Below are 16,308 nucleotides of genomic sequence, written 5' to 3' on the forward strand. Positions count from 1 at the left end.
GTCAGGCACCCTGCTCGTTTGCGAACTGCGCCATCACCTGCGCCCCCGTCAGTTTACGGGTTTCGTTCGCGAAGGAATAATGCGGCGGCTTGTCGTCGATGAAGATTTCCTCGGCGAAGACCAAACCGCTCTGGTCGTCGAAGGCCTGGAATGCGACGGCGGACATCGAGCCGTCCTGCATCCGCCATGCGATGCTGGAGCCGCACGTCCGGCAGAACAGGCGCTCGCCGTAGTCGGACATGCGGTGGACGCCGAGAGCATCGCCGCCCCGCACATCGAGGCTCGTGCCGCACGGCACCGACAGGAAGACGCCGCCGCTCCACCGCCGGCATCGGCTGCAATGGCACGCGTCGATCTCGGGCTTCTCCGGCACCGCATCGAAACGCACGGCGCCGCAGAGGCAGCCTCCGGTTCGTGCCGCGCCCTCGCCCGTCATATCAGTTCGCCTTGGCCTTCTCGTCGCCCGGAAGGACATAGTCGGTCCCCTCCCACGGCGACAGGAAGTCGAACTGACGGAACTCCTGCCGCAACTCGACGGGATCGTAGACGACCTGCTTCAGCTGCTCGTCGTAGTGAACCTCGACGAAGCCGGTCAGCGGGAAGTCCTTGCGCAGCGGGTGCCCCTCGAACCCGTAGTCCGTCAGGATGCGACGCAGGTCCGGATGGCCCGTGAACAGAATGCCGTAGAGATCGTAGGCTTCGCGCTCGAACCAGTCCGCGCCCGGAAAGACGCCGGTGATCGAGGGAACGGGATCGTCCTCGCCGGTCGAGACCTTCACCCGAACGCGATGGTTCAGGTACGGCGACAGGAGATGGATGACGACCTCGAACCGATCGACGCGGGCCGGATAGTCCACGCCGCACAGGTCGACGAACGACTTGAACTGGCACTGCGGATCGTCCCGCAGCAGCGTCACGACCTCGACGAGGTCCTTCGCCGCGACGGTCAGCGTCAGTTCGCCGAGCCGTATGTCCGACCGAACGATCTTCTCGCCAAGCAACGGCCCGAGATATTCCGCAAGCTCGTTCATTGCGTCCTCAACGCTCGATCGTTCCGAGGCGCCGGATCTTCTTCTGCAGAAGCAGAACGCCATAGAGAAGGGCCTCGGCGGTCGGGGGACAGCCCGGCACGTAGATGTCGACGGGCACGACGCGATCGCAGCCACGGACCACCGAGTAGGAATAATGGTAGTAGCCGCCGCCGTTGGCGCAGGACCCCATCGAGATGACGTAGCGCGGCTCCGGCATCTGGTCGTAGACCTTGCGGAGCGCGGGAGCCATCTTGTTGGTCAGTGTACCGGCGACGATCATCACGTCCGACTGGCGCGGGGAGGCGCGCGGCGCGAAGCCGAACCGCTCGCCGTCATAGCGCGGCATGGACATCTGCATCATCTCGACCGCGCAGCAGGCGAGGCCGAAGGTCATCCACATGAGCGAGCCGGTGCGCGCCCACTGGATCAGATCCTCCGTGGAGGTGACGATGAAGCCCTTGTCGGCCAGCTCGTTGTTGACCTCGGCCACGAACGGATCGGCCGCAGGCGCAACCTGCAAGTCGGACCGCTCGGCGAAGGGTGCGGTACCGGGGTTCAATCCCATTCGAGGGCACCTTTCTTCCATTCATAGACAAACCCGACGGTCAGAACGCCGAGGAACACCATCATCGACCAGAAACCCGCCCACCCGAGCGTGCCGAACGAGGCGGCCCAGGGAAAGAGGAATGCCACTTCGAGATCGAAGATGATGAAGAGAATCGACACCAGGTAGAACCGGACGTCGAATTTCATGCGCGAATCGTCGAACGCGTCGAAGCCGCATTCGTAGGCGGACAGCTTCTCGTCGTCCGGAGCCTTGAAGGCCAGGAGAAACGGAGACACGAGAAGCGCGACTCCGATGAGGAGCGCGACGCCGACGAAGATGACGATCGGCAGGTAGGATCCGAGAAGCTCGTTCACAAGCGGGTCTTCCTCTGAGCCGGGTGCGCCAACGCGGCGCACCGGCCGCGGCGGTGCGGCTTTGAGACCTGACGGGGACGTAAGTGGTTCATGGACGGCTTCAATGCGTCCAACAGCCACGGCAAACGCCCTTCGCATTGCGGCGAGGATTAGACCCTTCCTAATGTGGACGCAAGAAGCTTCCCCAGCGCTTTGGACAGGTCCGAACAAACTTCGGAATGCCCGTCCGGAAGCGGCCAAGGCGGGGGTCGAGCGGACTTCGGGAATGCCAGTCTAAGAGATGGGGAAGCCTGCTCCGAAGGGAGAAGATGGCGCGAGTGACGGGGCTCGAACCCGCGACCTCCGGCGTGACAGGCCGGCACTCTAACCGACTGAGCTACACCCGCGCTTGTCGTCGCCGTTGGAAGCCAACTGGCAACGTAGTCCAAGAAATGCGCTGGCGCGAGTGACGGGGCTCGAACCCGCGACCTCCGGCGTGACAGGCCGGCACTCTAACCAACTGAGCTACACCCGCGCATTGTGTCGCTGGCGTGTCCGTCAGCGGCATGAGCGGTCGTTTACGGGCTCCCTCCCCGTCTGTCAACGCGCTTTCGCACTGGTTTTGAAAACGACTTGGGAACAGTGGCTTGGGGTGGCAGGCCTGAGGGATCGCCGCCCGAAAATCGGACGGCTGCACCTCTTCGGATAGCTCCCCTCGCGAATCCTCGGGTTCTTCAAGGCAAGCCCCGGTGGAAACTGCTCGGCCCTTGACCGGAGATATACGAACCGCGTAAGCCGCAGGCCTGAAGGGCGATTAGCTCAGTTGGTAGAGCGCCTCGTTTACACCGAGGATGTCGGCAGTTCGAGCCTGTCATCGCCCACCAAATCATCTCGTGCGAGAACCAGGGGCTTGGGAGCCGATTCCAAGCCCCTTTTGCGTGGCACGGTTGGAAACCGAGGCAGCGTCGATCCCAACGTCTCTACCGCGCTTGGCGGAATAGGTTCTCGGTTCGCTGGAAGCGCTGCCGTCGAGGCGGGACCGAACGTCATGTCCCTAACAAGACCCAATCGCTTCGATGCAATGGGTGCTCCGCCTTTGAAAACGGGGACGCCGCAAGTGCCAGTGCGATCGGCGCCGGCGCTAGCATGGACGTGGACGCCTCGCGTCGCTCTCCTCGGACCGGGAAAACTAAGCCTCGATCGTTTCAGATGCGCCGATTTGAGGAGGCAAGGCGCTGGGCCAGCCGGATAGCGGCCTGAAGCGCGCCGGGATCGGCCAAGCCCTGTCCCGCGATGTCGAACGCTGTCCCGTGCGCAGGGGTCGTGAACACGGTGTCGAGTCCGGCCGTGACTGTGACGCCGCGATTGAACCCTTTCAGCTTTGTCGCGATCTGGCCTTGGTCGTGATACATGGCCACGACCCCGTCGTAAGATCCGCCGAACGCCTTCACGTAGACCGTGTCTGCGGGAAACGGGCCCTCGCAGTCGATCCCGTCTTCGCGCGCCGCGGCTTCGACGGCCGGACGAATGACGTCGATCTCCTCCATTCCGAAAAGACCATTTTCGCCGCCGTGGGGGTTGAGCGCCGCCACTGCGATGCGTGGGCGCTCGTAGCCGGCCTGCCGCATTATCCGGTCGCACAGTCGGATCGCGTCCCGGATCGCAGGCCCGGTCACCCCGTCCAGCGCCTCGCGCAGCGAGACGTGCGAGGTGACGCGCGACATCCACCAGCCTTCGAGGACGTTCATCTCGCTGAAATACGTCGTGTGGCGGAGAAGATGCGCGAACATCTTGTGCTCATCGGGAAACCGCCATCCGCCGTCGAACATCGCCCGCTTGTTCAGGGGAGCGAACGAGACGGCGTCGACCTCGCCACGCTGGGAGAACGCCACAGCGCGCGCCAACGTATCACCGGTCAAACGTCCCGATTCGGCCGAGGCTACCCCTTGCGGAAAGAGAGCGGGGTCGGTGTTGCCGAGGTCCACGATCGGCACGACGTCCGGGTCGTCCCAAGCCGCCTCCGACGGCGAGGAAACGCTATGGAAGCGAAGGGACGCGCCGGTCTGTTCGCAGGCGCGGTCCATGACCCGACGGTCGCCGACGACCACGAGGCGCGGATCGCCTGCCTCGCGCGGGTTCATCAGGACCTTGGCGAGAATTTCGGGGCCGATGCCGGTGCAGTCGCCCGGGGTCACCGCGATGACGGGGTCGTTCATATCGGTGTCTCCTTCAGGCATCGGCCAGAGCGTCGACGACCGCTCGTCCGCAGGCTGCCGTATCGGCGGTGCCCTTCAGGTCGGCTGTGCGGGTGGCGGGGTCGGCAAGCGTCCGCTCCACGGCGCGCACGATCGCATCGGCGGCTTCGACGTACCCGAAGTGTTCCAGCATCATCGCGCCGGTCCAGATCTGGCCGATCGGATTGGCGATGCCGCGGCCCGCGATGTCGGGGGCCGATCCGTGAACCGGCTCGAAGAGCGACGGGAAGCGGCGCTCGGGATTGATGTTGGCGGAAGGCGCGATGCCGATCGTGCCCGTGCAGGCGGGACCAAGGTCCGAAAGGATATCGCCGAAGAGGTTCGAGGCGACCACGACGTCGAATCGGTCGGGCTGAAGCACGAAGCGCGCGCAGAGGATGTCGATATGGTCCTTGTCCCAGCGCACGTCCGGATAGGCGGCGGCCATCGCCTCCACGCGCTCGTCCCAGTAGGGCATGGTGATCGAGATGCCGTTGGACTTGGTGGCCGATGTCAGGTGTCGCTTCGGCCGTGCCCGAGCGAGTTCGAAGGCGAAGCGCAGGATGCGATCGACGCCGATCCGGCTCATCACCGTTTCCTGGAGCACGATCTCGCGCTCGGTGCCGGGAAACATGCGTCCGCCAACCGAGGAATACTCGCCTTCCGTGTTCTCGCGAACCACCATGAAGTCGATATCGCCGGGCTCGCGTCCCGCCAGCGGCGACGGCACGCCGGGCATGAGACGCACGGGGCGCAGGTTCACGTACTGGTCGAACTCGCGCCGGAACTGGAGGAGCGAACCCCAGAGGGAGATATGGTCGGGCACCTTCTGCGGCCATCCGACCGCGCCGAAGAAGAGTGCGTCGTGCGAACCGATCTGCTGCTTCCAGTCCTCGGGGAGCATGCGCCCATGTTCGAGATAGTAGTCGCAGGAAGCGAAGTCGAAGAAGTCGAAGTCGAGGTCCAGCCGGAAGCGCCTGCCCGCGGCTTCCAGCACGCGGATGCCTTCCGGCATGACCTCGGTCCCGATTCCGTCCCCCGGTATGACCGCAATGCGCATCACCATCTCCCCTATGCGTTGTCGCCGAGGATGGCAGCGACAGCCGCCTCCGTCACGTCGGTCGTCGTCGCCGTGCCGCCGAGATCGGGCGTATGAAGCGCGGGGTCGGCGGTGATGCGCTCCACCGCGCGCATGACCCGTGCGGCAGCGTCGGTTTCGCCCATGTGATCCAGCATCATGGCAGTCGACCAGAAGGTACCGACGGGGTTCGCGATCCCTTTCCCGGTGATGTCGAAGGCAGAGCCATGAATCGGCTCGAACATGGACGGGCTGCGCCGCTCGGGATCGAGATTGGCTGTGGGCGCGATTCCGATCGACCCCGCGAGCGCTGCCGCCAGATCCGACAGGATGTCGGCATGCAGGTTCGTCGCGACGATCGTGTCGAGGCTCTGCGGCTTCATCACCATGCGCACCGTCATGGCGTCCACCAGCATCTTGTCGTGCGTGACGTCGGGAAAGTCCCGCGCCACCTCGGCGGCGATCTCGTCCCACAGCACCATGCCGTGGCGTTGGGCGTTGGACTTGGTGACGATGGTCAGACGCTTGCGCGGGCGTGCGCGCGCCGTCTCGAAGGCGAAGCGCATGATGCGCTGGACCCCGGCCCGCGTGAAGATCGAGACGTCGGTCGCCACCTCCTCCGGCAAGCCCTTGTGCGAGCGTCCACCCTGCCCGGCATACTCGCCTTCCGAGTTCTCCCGCACGATCACCCAGTCGAGGTCGCCGGGTTCGATGTCCCCGAGCGGTGAACGGATGCCCGGCAGGATACGCGTCGGCCGGACGTTGGCGTACTGGTCGAGCGGCTGGCAGATGGCGAGCCGCAAGCCCCATAGCGTGAGGTGGTCGGCAATGTCGGGAGCGCCGACGGCGCCGAAGAGGATGCCGTCGAAGGCACGAAGCTGGTCGGCCCCGTCGGCGGGCATGAAGGCGCCGGTCCGACGGTAGCGCTCCGAACCCCAGTCGAATGGTTGGAGATCGAGCGCAAACCCGCCGTCGCGTTGCGCCGAGGCTTCCAGAACGCGGCAACCGGCAGCCACCACTTCGATGCCGATGCCATCGCCCGGTATGACGGCGATCCGGTACTGGCGCATGCAATCCTCCCCTCGTGCTTCGGCGGAGGCTGCGGCAGCGCGGCCATCGATGTCAACCATTATTGTTGACAATTTACAGATACCGACCCATGACTGCGGTCGGGAGGACCATGCGATGTCGACGACTGAAAGCGTATCGAGCGCGACGGAGGCCTTGATGCCGGGCTTCCGCGTCCAGCGGATCGAAACCAAGGGCGCATCGATCCATACCGCGATAGGCGGCTCCGGCCCGCCGCTCCTCCTGATCCATGGCAATCCGCTGACCCACATCAGCTGGCACCGTGTCGCACCGCAGCTTGCCGAGCGATTCACGGTCGTCGCGCCCGATCTTCGCGGCTACGGCGACAGCTCCAAGCCGGACGGCGGCGAAGACCATGCCGCCTACTCGTTCCGTGCCATGGGTGAGGATATGGTCGACGTGATGAGGCAGCTCGGCTTCGAACGCTTTGCGGTGGCCGGCCACGACCGAGGTGCGCGCGTCGCCTTCCGCATGGCCCTGGACCATCCGGACCGCATCGAGCGAATGGCGGCTCTCGACATCGTGCCGACTTACGAGCTCCTGTCCAACGTCACGATGGGCTGGGGGCTGGAGAGCTACCATTGGTTCTTCATGGCGCAGAAAGCGCCCTTCCCCGAGAAGCTGATCGGGGCCGATCTCGACTATTACATCCACTACAAGCTCAACAAGCGGGGCGTCGGGCTCGGAATCTTCGATCCGCGTGCCTTCGCCGAATACGCCCGCTGCACCACGGCCGAACAGATCCATGCGGTCTGCGAGGACTACCGCGCGACCGTCACCCTGGACTTCGCGATGGACAAGGCGGACCACGAGGCGGGACGACGCATCGCCTGTCCGGTTCTGGCGCTGTGGGGGTCCAACAGCCACGTGGGCCGGCATCTCAAGCCCGACGAGGCATGGGGGCGCTGGACGACGGACTATCGGGGATACGCGATCCCAACGGGCCACTACCCGGCCGAGGAGCGGCCCGATCTGGTCGCGCCCGCGCTCCTCGACTTCTTCTCGGGCATCGAGCCCCGCACGCCCTAGGCGGTAGCGAGCGCTGCGGCCTCCATGCCGCTCAGGATGCCGCGCGTCATGTCGGCGGTGCCGCCGGTTCCTTTGATATCGCGGGTCCGGGTCGCGGGGTCGGCAAGGGCTGCTCCGATGCCCTCGCTCATCAGTCGCGCCGCGTCCACGGCCTCAGGTACGCCCCGGTCGTGGCCGAGCCATTCCACCATCATGCGGGCGGACTCGATCATCGCATAGGGGTTCGCGACGCCGGCCCCGGCGATGTCCGGCGCCGAACCGTGGGTCGCCTGCGCCATGGCGATCTTGCCCTCGCCGATGCACAGACCCGGCGCCATGCCGAGACCACCCACGAGGCCCGCCGCTTCGTCGGTGAGGATGTCGCCGAACATGTTGGTGGTGACGATGACGTCGAAACTCTGGGGATCGCGGACGAGGCGCATGGCCATCGTGTCGACGATCACCTCGTCGCAGCGAACGTCCGGGAACTCCTGCGCCACGCGTCGGCACTCCTCCGCGAACATCCCGCAGCCGAGCTTGAAAACCGTGTCCTTGTGTACGAAGGTCAGATGCTTCTTCGGCCGTTGGCGGGCAATCTCGAAGGCCGCTCGGGCGACGCGCGAGGAGCCGCGCCGGGTGATCACCCGGACGGAGATCGTCACGTCCTCCGTCGGGCGAAACTCGCCGGAGCCCGCAACGACATTGCGATCCGGCTGGAAGCCCTCGTTGTTCTCGCGAACGATCACGAGGTCGACGTCGTCGTAGATCGCCCCGAGGCCCGGAAAGCTCCGGGTCGGCCGCACATTGGCGAAGAGGTCGAAATGCTTGCGCAGGATCGGGTGCGGATTGATCGCGCCCGGTCCCTTCGGATAGGCCTGATGGCCGATCGGACCGAGGATGAAGCCGTCGAGCTTCGACAGGGCCTCCAGCGTTCCGTCCGGCATGGTGGAGCCATGCATGTCGAGGGAGCGCCGGCCGATCGGCATGGGACGCCAGTCGATACGAAGGCCGGTGCGCGCGGCAGCCGCGCGCACGACTTCGACCGCCGCCGGCACGATCTCGTGGCCGATGTCGTCGCCGTCGAGGATGCCGATCGTCAGGTGTTGGTCCGCCATGTCCTCCTCCCGGCTCAGGCGGCGCAGAGGCGCGAGATCGCGCCCGCGTCCGACGCTTCGGCGAGACCCCATCCGGCCTCGATCGCTCGCGCGGTCGTGTCGGCCCCCACCACCGGCTCGGCCTGGCGGCGGAACTTCTCCGTGATCGCCTCGTCCGACAAGGGCCTCTCAAGGCTGCCCAGCGCATGCTCGACGTGGAGCTCGACCCGCTCGCCGTCCTCGAGCGTGACGACGATCCTGACCGCGTCCTCCTCGATGCCGGGCTCGACCTTGGCCGACACACGGTCGCGCAGGGCGATGATCTCGGGATCGCGAACCATCTCGTCGGTGAAGGCGGTGGGCGTACCGTCGCCATGAAGAAGCGCGGCGGCTGCCGCGTGATACACGCTGAACTTGCCTTCGAGCCCCGTCTGCGGCGTGCGCTTGCCGGTGAGTTCCAGGACGAGGTAGTGGGTGCCGAGCTCCACCGAACGGATGCGCTTCACCCGGTCGCCCAGGCGCTCGCGCAGCTGCGTGCAGCCGTCGATCGTGGGGTGGATCACGATCCCGCAGGCATAGGGCTTGTAGCTGTTGAGCCCCGCTTCCCAGTGCGTCCCCAGACCGTCCACGATCTCACCGTAGTCCTGCTTGGTGGACAGGACGTTCGCCCAGCCGCGGGGCGCCTCGATGCCGCGCAGCGAGGAATCGAAGTTCGCCTTGGCCAGGAAGGCCGCCGCCGCCCCGTTCTGCGCGGCGCGTCCGGGATGGAAGCTCTTGGTCATGGTGCCGAACATCTCGCGCAGGCCCGAAGATTGCGTTGCCGCGATGCCGAAGGCCCAGCTCATCTGCCGCTCGTCGAGGCGCAGGAGCCGCCCCACCGCGGCAGCCGCACCGAAGACACCCGCGGTTCCGGTGATGTGCCAGCCCCTGTCGTAATGCTCGGGGTAGACGGAATTGCCGATCCGGCACTCGACCTCGACGCCCACCACAAGCGCCGCCAGGAACTCCTCGCCCGTGACGGGCCGCGCCTCCGCCACCGCCAGGATCGCCGAGGCGACGGGACCGGCGGGATGGATGATGGTCTTCAGATGCGTGTCGTCGTAGTCGAGCACATGGGACGAGATGCCGTTCATGAGCGCGGCGTGGAGTTCGTCGAGGCGTTCCGCGCGGCCCAGAACCTGCGCCCGCGCGGGGCCCGAGAACGGGGCGAGCGCTTCGATGGCGCGATCCACCGTTTCGTGTCGCGCGCCGCCGAGCGCGCAACCCAGCCAGTTGACGAAGGTGCGCACGCCCTCCCGCCGCACAGCGGCGGGAATGTCGCCGGGACGAAGGCCCACGGTCCAGTCGGCGAGGCGCTTGGTGATGTCGGTATCGGTCATGGATCGGCTTTCGGAGCGCGCGTTCAACGGACGGTGACGAGCCGCCGGGCCAGCGCGGAGAGGTCCGGCAGGTCCTCGAGGCGGTGCACGAGATCGACGATCTCGTCGGCGCGAGCCGTGCTCATTCCGGCGAACTCGGCATTCTCGCGGAACTTGCCCGCCACCTCGTCGTAGCTCATGGGGAACGCAGGCGAGCCCTTGCCGAAGTCGGCGCGACCCGAGATGCGACGGCCGTCCGCAAGGTCGATGTCGATGATCGTGGTCATGAGGTGGTAGCCGGCGGCCTCGGCCTCGTCGTCCACCACGAAGTCGATCTGCTCGATCATGCGCTTGACGTCCTCGCGCGCGACCGCCTCGTCGGTGAACTCGTTCAGCCCAGCCCGCCCATCGAGGAGCAGGATCGCCATGCAGAACTCCATGGAGAACTTGGCCTGGAGCTCGTCGCTCGGACGATGGTGGATCAGCGCGTTCGGCATGTTGGAGTTGGTGCCGACGCGAACGTGGCGAACGTCCTCGGCCTTGATGCCGTTCTCTGCGATGAGGCGCAGCATCTCGGTCATACCGGGATGGGTCAGCGAGCCGGACGGGTGCGGCTTGATGGAGACGCCCGGATCGAGGAAGGTCCAGGGGCTGCCGAGCTTGCCGTGGATGGCGCCGAGGTCGTAGCCCCCGCCCGCCGCCGAGAAGAAGCCGCGCGGCGCTTCCAGGATGCGACCGGTCGCGGTCCAGCCGAGTTCGGCGAACTGGGCGGCCGCCACCCCGTTCTCGGCCGCCTTACCAGCGTGGAACGGCTTTGTCATCGTACCGAAGTTCTCGCGTAGGCCCGCTGACTGGGAACCCGCGATGGAAAGCGCCCGTCGCGTCGTCTCGACGTCGAAGCGCGAGAGGCTTGAAGCCGCCGATGCCGCCGCGAATGGTCCGCAGGTGGCCGTGGCATGGAAGCCGGTCTGGTAGTGGCGCGGCGCGATCGCCTCGGCGATCTTGCACTCGACCTCGACGCCGAGGTGGTAGGCCAGCATGAAGTCGCGGCCCGAGGCACTCGTCACCTCGGCCATCGCGAAGGCGGCCGGCAGGGCCGGAGCGGTCGGGTGGGTCAGCAGCCCGTAGACGCGATCCTTGGCGACGGCGAGCTGGGTATCGTCGTAGTCGTCGGCATGGATGCCGACGCCGTTGGCGAAGGCGGCGAAGCGCGGCGCGACGCGGCGCCCGCCACCGATCACCGTGGCGACGCCGTCCGCCAGACCGAGGCTGTCGAGATGCTGGCGCACCAGCTCGCCGCTCTTGGCGACGGAGCCGGACAGGGCAAGGCCGAAGCCGTCCAGGATCGACTTCTTGCCGACTGCCAGAAGCTCCGCCGAAAGGTCTTCGTAGCGAGCCCCCACGACGAATTCGGCAACATACTTCGTCAGTTCGACGTCGACCGGCATGGTCTGGTTCATGGCCTTCCCTCCCAATGGTGACGGGAAAGCCTTGCGAGTTTATCTGTCGATTGTCAACAGTTTGTAATTTCAATCGTCAGAGGGACGTCCGCGCTGACGAGCCTTCGGCTTCTCGGCGGCCTCGTCGCCCGGCTGTCCAGCCTGCCGGGTGCGCAGAATGCCGTTCATGATATGGCTGCGGGCGGCCTGAAGGGCGGCCAACGGATCACGCTGCTCGAGGGCGGCCACGATCGCGCGATGCTCCTCGTTCGAGATATGCAGAACGTCGGGGCTCGCGAGCGCGCGGTAGCGCTGTATGTGCAACTCCCGCACGAAGCTCTGGTAGAGAAGCTCCAGCCGCTTGTTGCCGGCCATCTGCGCGATACGCCGATGGAATTCGAGGTTGACGGGATAGTAGACGTGGACGTCGCCGAGCTCGACGATGGCGTCCATGCGGTCGGTCAGCGCTCGCAACTCGGCGAGATCGGCATCGGTGATGCGCTCGGCCAGCATCATGGCGATGCAGCCGAAGACGCTGGCGCGTGCTTCCGAAAGGTCCAGCGCCTCGTCGTTGGTAAGCGCACGGATGAAGAAGCCGCGATTGGGGATGATCTCGATGAGGCCGATGGCGGCGAGTGCCGAGCACGCCTCGCGGATCGGCCCGCGGCTGACGCCCAAGCGCTGGGACAGTGCGTTCTCGTTGACGCGCTCGTTGGGTTTAAGCTCGCCATCGATGATCATGCGCTCGATCTCGGCCTGAACCACGTTGGCGAGTGAGCGCGTGCGCAGGAAGTCGATCGCGGCGAGATGGGGCTGCTGGTTCGAGCTGTCCGACATCGTGCTGGGGCCTGAACTGGAAGACGGATGGCCGGATGGCCGACCGCTCCGCATAGCAATATTCCGCGTCCGGCGCACCTCGTCTGGCACGCGATCCCGGCGGTCGCCCCCGCCTCGCCCGGTCAGGCGCGCGGCCCCACGCGCTCGCCACCCAGAACCGGCACGCGGTTCGCCACGAACACCACCGCGAAGGAGGCGAGCAGGAGGATGATGCCGAGGACGCAGATCGCACCGAGATCTCCGCTCTCGTTGAGATCGTAGATGATCACCGACACGAGCTTGGTGTTGGCCGTGGTCAGGAGGATCGTCGCCGAAAGCTCGCGGATCGTGCCCACGAAGACGAAGCACCAGGCTGCCACGACGCTGGTTCGCAGGAGCGGCGCGGTGATGTCCCAGAGCGTCTTCAAGCGTGAGGCGCCCAGGATCCGGCCCGCCTCCTCCAGCTCGGGGTGGACGCCCTGGAAGGCCGAGGACATCTGCTGGTAGCCGGCGGGCAGCTCGATCGTCATGAAGGCGATGAGCAGGATCCAGATCGTGCCGTAGAGCTGGAACGTCGGGTTGGCGTAGGCAAGAAAGAGCGCGACGCCGAGCACGATGCCCGGAATGGCGACCGGCGCGGTCGCCAGGACCCCGAGATACTGGGCGCCCGGCAGCGAGCGCCGCGTCACGAGATAGGACACGACCAGCGCGATGGCGGTGACGATCGTGGCCGTCATCAGACCAAGCAGGAACGTGTTGCGCAGTGCCAGCTGCGTGGCGGAAAACTCGAACAGCACGAAGTTCCAGTGGCGCAGCGTCAGCGTGTCGAAGTTGAGCGCGTCGCCCACCGTGCCCGTGAAGGCCGTCTTCAGGATCGCCGCGTAGGGCAGGAAGATCGTCAGCGACAGGATCGCGACCACGAACAGGACGGCCACAGGCTTCCACCGGCCGAGTTCGGTGACGCGCGGCGTGCCGCTCTTGCCCCCGAGAACCGTGTAGCCGCGCCGCCCGAGAATCGCCTTCTGCGCCCTCAGAAGTAGGATAGTGAGAAGCAGCAAGGGGATGGCCGCGGCGGCCGCGAGACCGGGTTTGGGCGGAAACTGGAACAGGCTCCAGATTTTGGTGGTGATGACGTGGAAGCCTGCCGGCAGCGCCAGGATCGCGGGCGAACCGAACATGGTCAGCGCCTGCAGGATCGCGATCAGCGTTCCCGCCAGCATGGCGGGCAGCACCATGGGGATTGTGACGCGTCGCAGCGTCGTCATCGCGCGTCCGCCGAGGATCGAGGAGGCGTCCTCGAGATCGGAGGGCACGCGGTCGAGCGCGTTGGCGACCAGCGTGAAGACGAAGGGGAAGGTGAAGCAGGCGATCGCGAAGACGAGGCCGGAGAACGAGTAGATGTTGACGAGATAGGCCGAAGCCTCCAGCCCGAACAGCCAGCGGTAGACGATGTTGACGATGCCGCTGTTGGGCGCGGCGATGATCTCGTAGGCGATCGCACCGAGGAACGGGGGCGTCACGAAGGAGGCGGTCACCAGCGGCCGGATCCAGCGCCGCCCCGGCAGGTCGGTGCGTGCGACCAGCCAGGCCATCGGCGTCGCGATCAGGCACGCGAGAATGCCGACGGCCAGCGCCATGCCGATCGCGATGGCATAGGAGCGCAGCATGGTCGGATCGGTGACGAGCTGCGTGTAGTTGTCGAGCGTGAACGTCGCGCGCCGCCCGCTGGTCCGGAACGAGTACCAGACCAGCCAGAAGAGCGGCAGGATGACGAGGACGCCGAGCAGCGCGGCGAGAAAGCCGAATGTCGGCCAGGACCAGTCGAAGCCCTTGCGGCGACGCTCTACGGTCTGCGTGTCGGCGATAACAGCCATCGTGCCCCTCGGGTCCGTTCGGGATTGGGGTAACCTGGGCCGCCGATCGTCGGCCCAGGAAGGTCTCGCCGGGTTCGGCGAGACCGGGCGTCAGGCAGGATCAGGTGCCGAAGTAGCGCTCGTAGTTCGACTTGATCGTATCGATCTCGGGCTCCAGCGCCTCGGGGTCGCTCTCCAGGACCTTGATGTCCTTCAGCGGCGTGCGGCCGGCCTTCTCGACCACTTCCGGGTGGAAGGAGCGAAGACCGCCGAAGTCGCTGTTCAACTGCTGCGCCTCCTTGGAGAACAGGAAGCTGTAGAAGAGCTTGGCGGCGTTGGGATGAGGCGCTTCGGCGAGCACCGCCGCGTTGCCGACGGCCAGGGGCGTGCCCTCGGCCGGATAGACGATCTTGATCGGAACGCCCTCTTCCTGGAGCCGGAAGACGTTGTATTCGTTGCCGTCGATCTCGAGCGCGCGCTCGCCCTGGGCAAGCTTCTTGGGCGGCTCGGTCGAGGACTGGACCTGCATGACGTTCTGGCCGCCCAGCTTCTCGAACCATTCCCAGCCGAGCGCCTGGGACAGGGCGAAGGTCGCGGTCATCACCGTGCCGCTGTAGCCGGGATGGGCCTTGACCATCTTGTCCTTGTACTTCGGGTCCAGAAGATCGGTCCACGTCTTGGGTGCATCGGCCTCCGGCATGAGGTCGGTGCGGTAGGCGAGAACCGAGAGATGCGCGCGGTAGGCGGCGAAGTTGCCGTCCGGGTCCTTTTCCGTCTCTGGCCAGAGGGAGGCAACGACCTCGGGGACCATGGGCTCGAGCCAGCCCTCGCGCTTGAAATACTCGAAGTGCACGGCGTCCGAGGTCTCGATCACGTCGGCATTATAGATGCCGCTCGTGTATTCCTGGCCGATGCGCTGGAAAACGCGCTCGGAGCCCGCCCGCTCCACCTGGACCTGGATCTCGGGATACTTCTCACGGAAGAGGCCGGCGAGGCGCTCGGCGACCGCGACGTCGGTGGCGGTGTAGAAGACCACCCGCCCCTCGCCTTTCGCGGCCGTCTCGAGTTCTGGTGTGATCTGGTAGGGCTCGGGCGCCTGGGCCAGCGCCGCCGGCGCGCACCCGACGGCTGCGACGAGCCCCGCGGCCAAAAGCTTCCAATGGTTCGACATGCTCTTCCTCCCTGGATATCCGGATGGATGGGCCGATGCGGCTCTTCTCGCCCGCTTCCCGGCAGTGACTGCACGTTCGGAACGTCGCCCTCAGCGGGCCAGCGCGCGGCAGCGCTCGGGCGGAAAGCGCACCCAGACCTGCCCGCCCGCCGGCACGGCGAAGTCGACGGGAGCGAAGGCGCGCACAGTCTCGCCGTCGGCGAGCGAGACGAGGTAGTCGCGATGCGAGCCGAGATAGATCTGACGGACCACGGTGGCGGGCGCCGTGTTGGTGTCGATGCCGTTCGGCTTGGTCTCGGACAGATGAATATCATGCTGGCGGATCGAGACGGCGGTCTCGCCATCGCCCGCCACCGTCCCGCTGCGGCACTCGATGGCGAGGCCGTCGGGCCGGACCACGGTGGCCCCGTCGCCGCGGCGACCCTTGAGGATGTTCGTGCCGCCGATGAAGCGGGCGACGAACTCGGTCTCGGGCCGCTCGTAGATGTCCTCCGGCGAGCCGGCCTGCTCGATCCGGCCGTCGTTCATCACCACGATGAGATCGGCCGTGGTCATGGCCTCCGACTGATCGTGGGTGACGTAGACGGTGGTGTAGCGGAACTCGTCGTGGAGGCGCCGGATCTCGAAGCGCATCTCCTCGCGAAGATTGGCGTCGAGGTTCGACAGCGGCTCGTCGAGGAGCAGGATCTCCGGCTTCACCACCAGGGCCCGCGCCAGCGAGACGCGCTGCTGCTGTCCGCCGGACAGCTCGCCCGGATAGCGGTCGGCGAGCGGCGACAGCCGGGTGGCGGCCAGGATTTCCTCGACGCGCCGGCGGATTTCGTCGGCCGGCAGCTTGCGCAGCTTGAGGCCATAGGCGACGTTCCCGAACACCGTCATGTGCGGCCAGAGCGCGTAGGACTGGAAGATCATCGACATGTTGCGGTCTTCGGGCGGCACCGTCGATCCAGCCGCCGACACGACCTTGCCGCCCACGCGGATCTGCCCGCCATTGGCGGGAACGAACCCGGCGACGAGCCGGAGCGTCGTGGTCTTGCCGCAGCCCGACGGCCCCAGCAGGCAGACGAGGTGGCCGCGCTCGACCGCGAGATCGATGCCCTTCACGGCTTTAAACGCGCCGTAGTTCTTGGTCAGGCCGTCCAGTTCCAGAAACGCCATCGTTCCTCCCAATGGCATCCCGCGCTTCGGCGGGTACGAACCAAAAGCTAGAAGCCAATCTGAAGATTGTCAACAAAAG

Annotated in this window: 14 protein-coding genes, 3 tRNA genes and 1 pseudogene; 2 read left to right on the forward strand and 16 right to left on the reverse strand. The window is 66.2% G+C overall.

Annotated features, from left to right (window positions below; genetic code table 11):
• Window position 1: 1 nt before the first annotated feature.
• The 6 genes and pseudogenes from AUL34_RS15905 to AUL34_RS15930 all read right to left on the reverse strand — a co-directional run bounded on the left by AUL34_RS15905 (window position 2) and on the right by AUL34_RS15930 (window position 2,466).
• Window positions 2–436, reverse strand: coding sequence for a GFA family protein (locus tag AUL34_RS15905; RefSeq protein ID WP_061935671.1), 435 nt, complete (start codon window positions 434–436; stop codon window positions 2–4).
• A gap of 1 nt (window position 437) precedes the next feature.
• Complete coding sequence (locus tag AUL34_RS15910; protein WP_244492607.1) at window positions 438–1,031, reverse strand: NADH-quinone oxidoreductase subunit C; 594 nt, start codon at window positions 1,029–1,031, stop codon at window positions 438–440.
• Between the two features lie 7 nt (window positions 1,032–1,038).
• Window positions 1,039–1,530: pseudogene (locus tag AUL34_RS15915) on the reverse strand (NADH-quinone oxidoreductase subunit B family protein); the annotation flags it as partial.
• Window positions 1,531–1,586: 56 nt separating this feature from the next.
• Window positions 1,587–1,952, reverse strand: coding sequence for an NADH-quinone oxidoreductase subunit A (locus AUL34_RS15920; protein ID WP_061935680.1), 366 nt, complete (start codon window positions 1,950–1,952; stop codon window positions 1,587–1,589).
• Between the two features lie 309 nt (window positions 1,953–2,261).
• Window positions 2,262–2,338 (reverse strand) — tRNA-Asp (locus tag AUL34_RS15925).
• Window positions 2,339–2,389: 51 nt separating this feature from the next.
• Window positions 2,390–2,466: transfer RNA gene (locus AUL34_RS15930), tRNA-Asp, on the reverse strand.
• Between the two features lie 273 nt (window positions 2,467–2,739).
• Between AUL34_RS15930 and AUL34_RS15935 the strand changes: the two genes are divergently transcribed.
• Window positions 2,740–2,815: transfer RNA gene (locus AUL34_RS15935), tRNA-Val, on the forward strand.
• 321 nt (window positions 2,816–3,136) lie between these two features.
• On the opposite strand, the gene AUL34_RS15940 is transcribed toward AUL34_RS15935, so the two are convergent.
• From AUL34_RS15940 to AUL34_RS15950, 3 genes are read right to left on the reverse strand one after another with little or no spacing between them, the layout of a single operon-like run.
• On the reverse strand, window positions 3,137–4,147 hold the full coding sequence (locus tag AUL34_RS15940) for a PdxA family protein (RefSeq protein WP_061935683.1): 1,011 nt from the start codon (window positions 4,145–4,147) through the stop codon (window positions 3,137–3,139).
• A gap of 13 nt (window positions 4,148–4,160) precedes the next feature.
• Window positions 4,161–5,231, reverse strand: a complete 1,071-nt coding sequence (locus tag AUL34_RS15945; protein ID WP_061935686.1) for a tartrate dehydrogenase — start codon at window positions 5,229–5,231, stop codon at window positions 4,161–4,163.
• A 5-nt stretch (window positions 5,232–5,236) separates the two neighbouring features.
• Window positions 5,237–6,313, reverse strand: coding sequence for a tartrate dehydrogenase (locus tag AUL34_RS15950; protein ID WP_061935689.1), 1,077 nt, complete (start codon window positions 6,311–6,313; stop codon window positions 5,237–5,239).
• 115 nt (window positions 6,314–6,428) lie between these two features.
• On the opposite strand from AUL34_RS15950, the gene AUL34_RS15955 reads away from it, so the two are divergent.
• Entirely contained in the window at window positions 6,429–7,361 is a 933-nt protein-coding gene (locus AUL34_RS15955) for an alpha/beta fold hydrolase (protein ID WP_061935691.1), read from the forward strand.
• Here the strand turns inward: AUL34_RS15955 and AUL34_RS15960 are convergent.
• The 7 genes from AUL34_RS15960 to AUL34_RS15990 form a co-directional block, all read right to left on the reverse strand.
• Window positions 7,358–8,455, reverse strand: a complete 1,098-nt coding sequence (locus AUL34_RS15960; RefSeq protein WP_061935902.1) for an isocitrate/isopropylmalate dehydrogenase family protein — start codon at window positions 8,453–8,455, stop codon at window positions 7,358–7,360. The genes AUL34_RS15955 and AUL34_RS15960 overlap by 4 nt on opposite strands.
• A gap of 14 nt (window positions 8,456–8,469) precedes the next feature.
• Window positions 8,470–9,813: an MmgE/PrpD family protein gene (locus AUL34_RS15965; protein ID WP_061935693.1), complete on the reverse strand. Its 1,344-nt coding sequence runs from the start codon at window positions 9,811–9,813 to the stop codon at window positions 8,470–8,472.
• A 23-nt stretch (window positions 9,814–9,836) separates the two neighbouring features.
• A complete protein-coding gene (locus tag AUL34_RS15970) occupies window positions 9,837–11,252 on the reverse strand; it encodes an MmgE/PrpD family protein (protein WP_061935696.1) in 1,416 nt (471 codons plus the stop codon).
• 69 nt (window positions 11,253–11,321) lie between these two features.
• Window positions 11,322–12,068 (reverse strand): GntR family transcriptional regulator, encoded by a 747-nt coding sequence (locus AUL34_RS15975; protein WP_061935699.1) that lies wholly within the window; start codon window positions 12,066–12,068, stop codon window positions 11,322–11,324.
• Window positions 12,069–12,190: 122 nt separating this feature from the next.
• Window positions 12,191–13,921 (reverse strand): iron ABC transporter permease, encoded by a 1,731-nt coding sequence (locus AUL34_RS15980; protein WP_061935702.1) that lies wholly within the window; start codon window positions 13,919–13,921, stop codon window positions 12,191–12,193.
• Window positions 13,922–14,021: 100 nt separating this feature from the next.
• The gene (locus AUL34_RS15985) at window positions 14,022–15,071 is read right to left on the reverse strand and encodes an extracellular solute-binding protein (RefSeq protein ID WP_061935704.1); all 1,050 of its coding nucleotides are present in this window, start codon (window positions 15,069–15,071) and stop codon (window positions 14,022–14,024) included.
• Window positions 15,072–15,161: 90 nt separating this feature from the next.
• Window positions 15,162–16,229 (reverse strand): ABC transporter ATP-binding protein, encoded by a 1,068-nt coding sequence (locus tag AUL34_RS15990; RefSeq protein WP_061935707.1) that lies wholly within the window; start codon window positions 16,227–16,229, stop codon window positions 15,162–15,164.
• Window positions 16,230–16,308 lie beyond the last annotated feature (79 nt).

Origin of the sequence: Aureimonas sp. AU22, assembly GCF_001463745.1 — a bacterium.
Classification (GTDB): Bacteria; Pseudomonadota; Alphaproteobacteria; order Rhizobiales; family Rhizobiaceae; genus Aureimonas.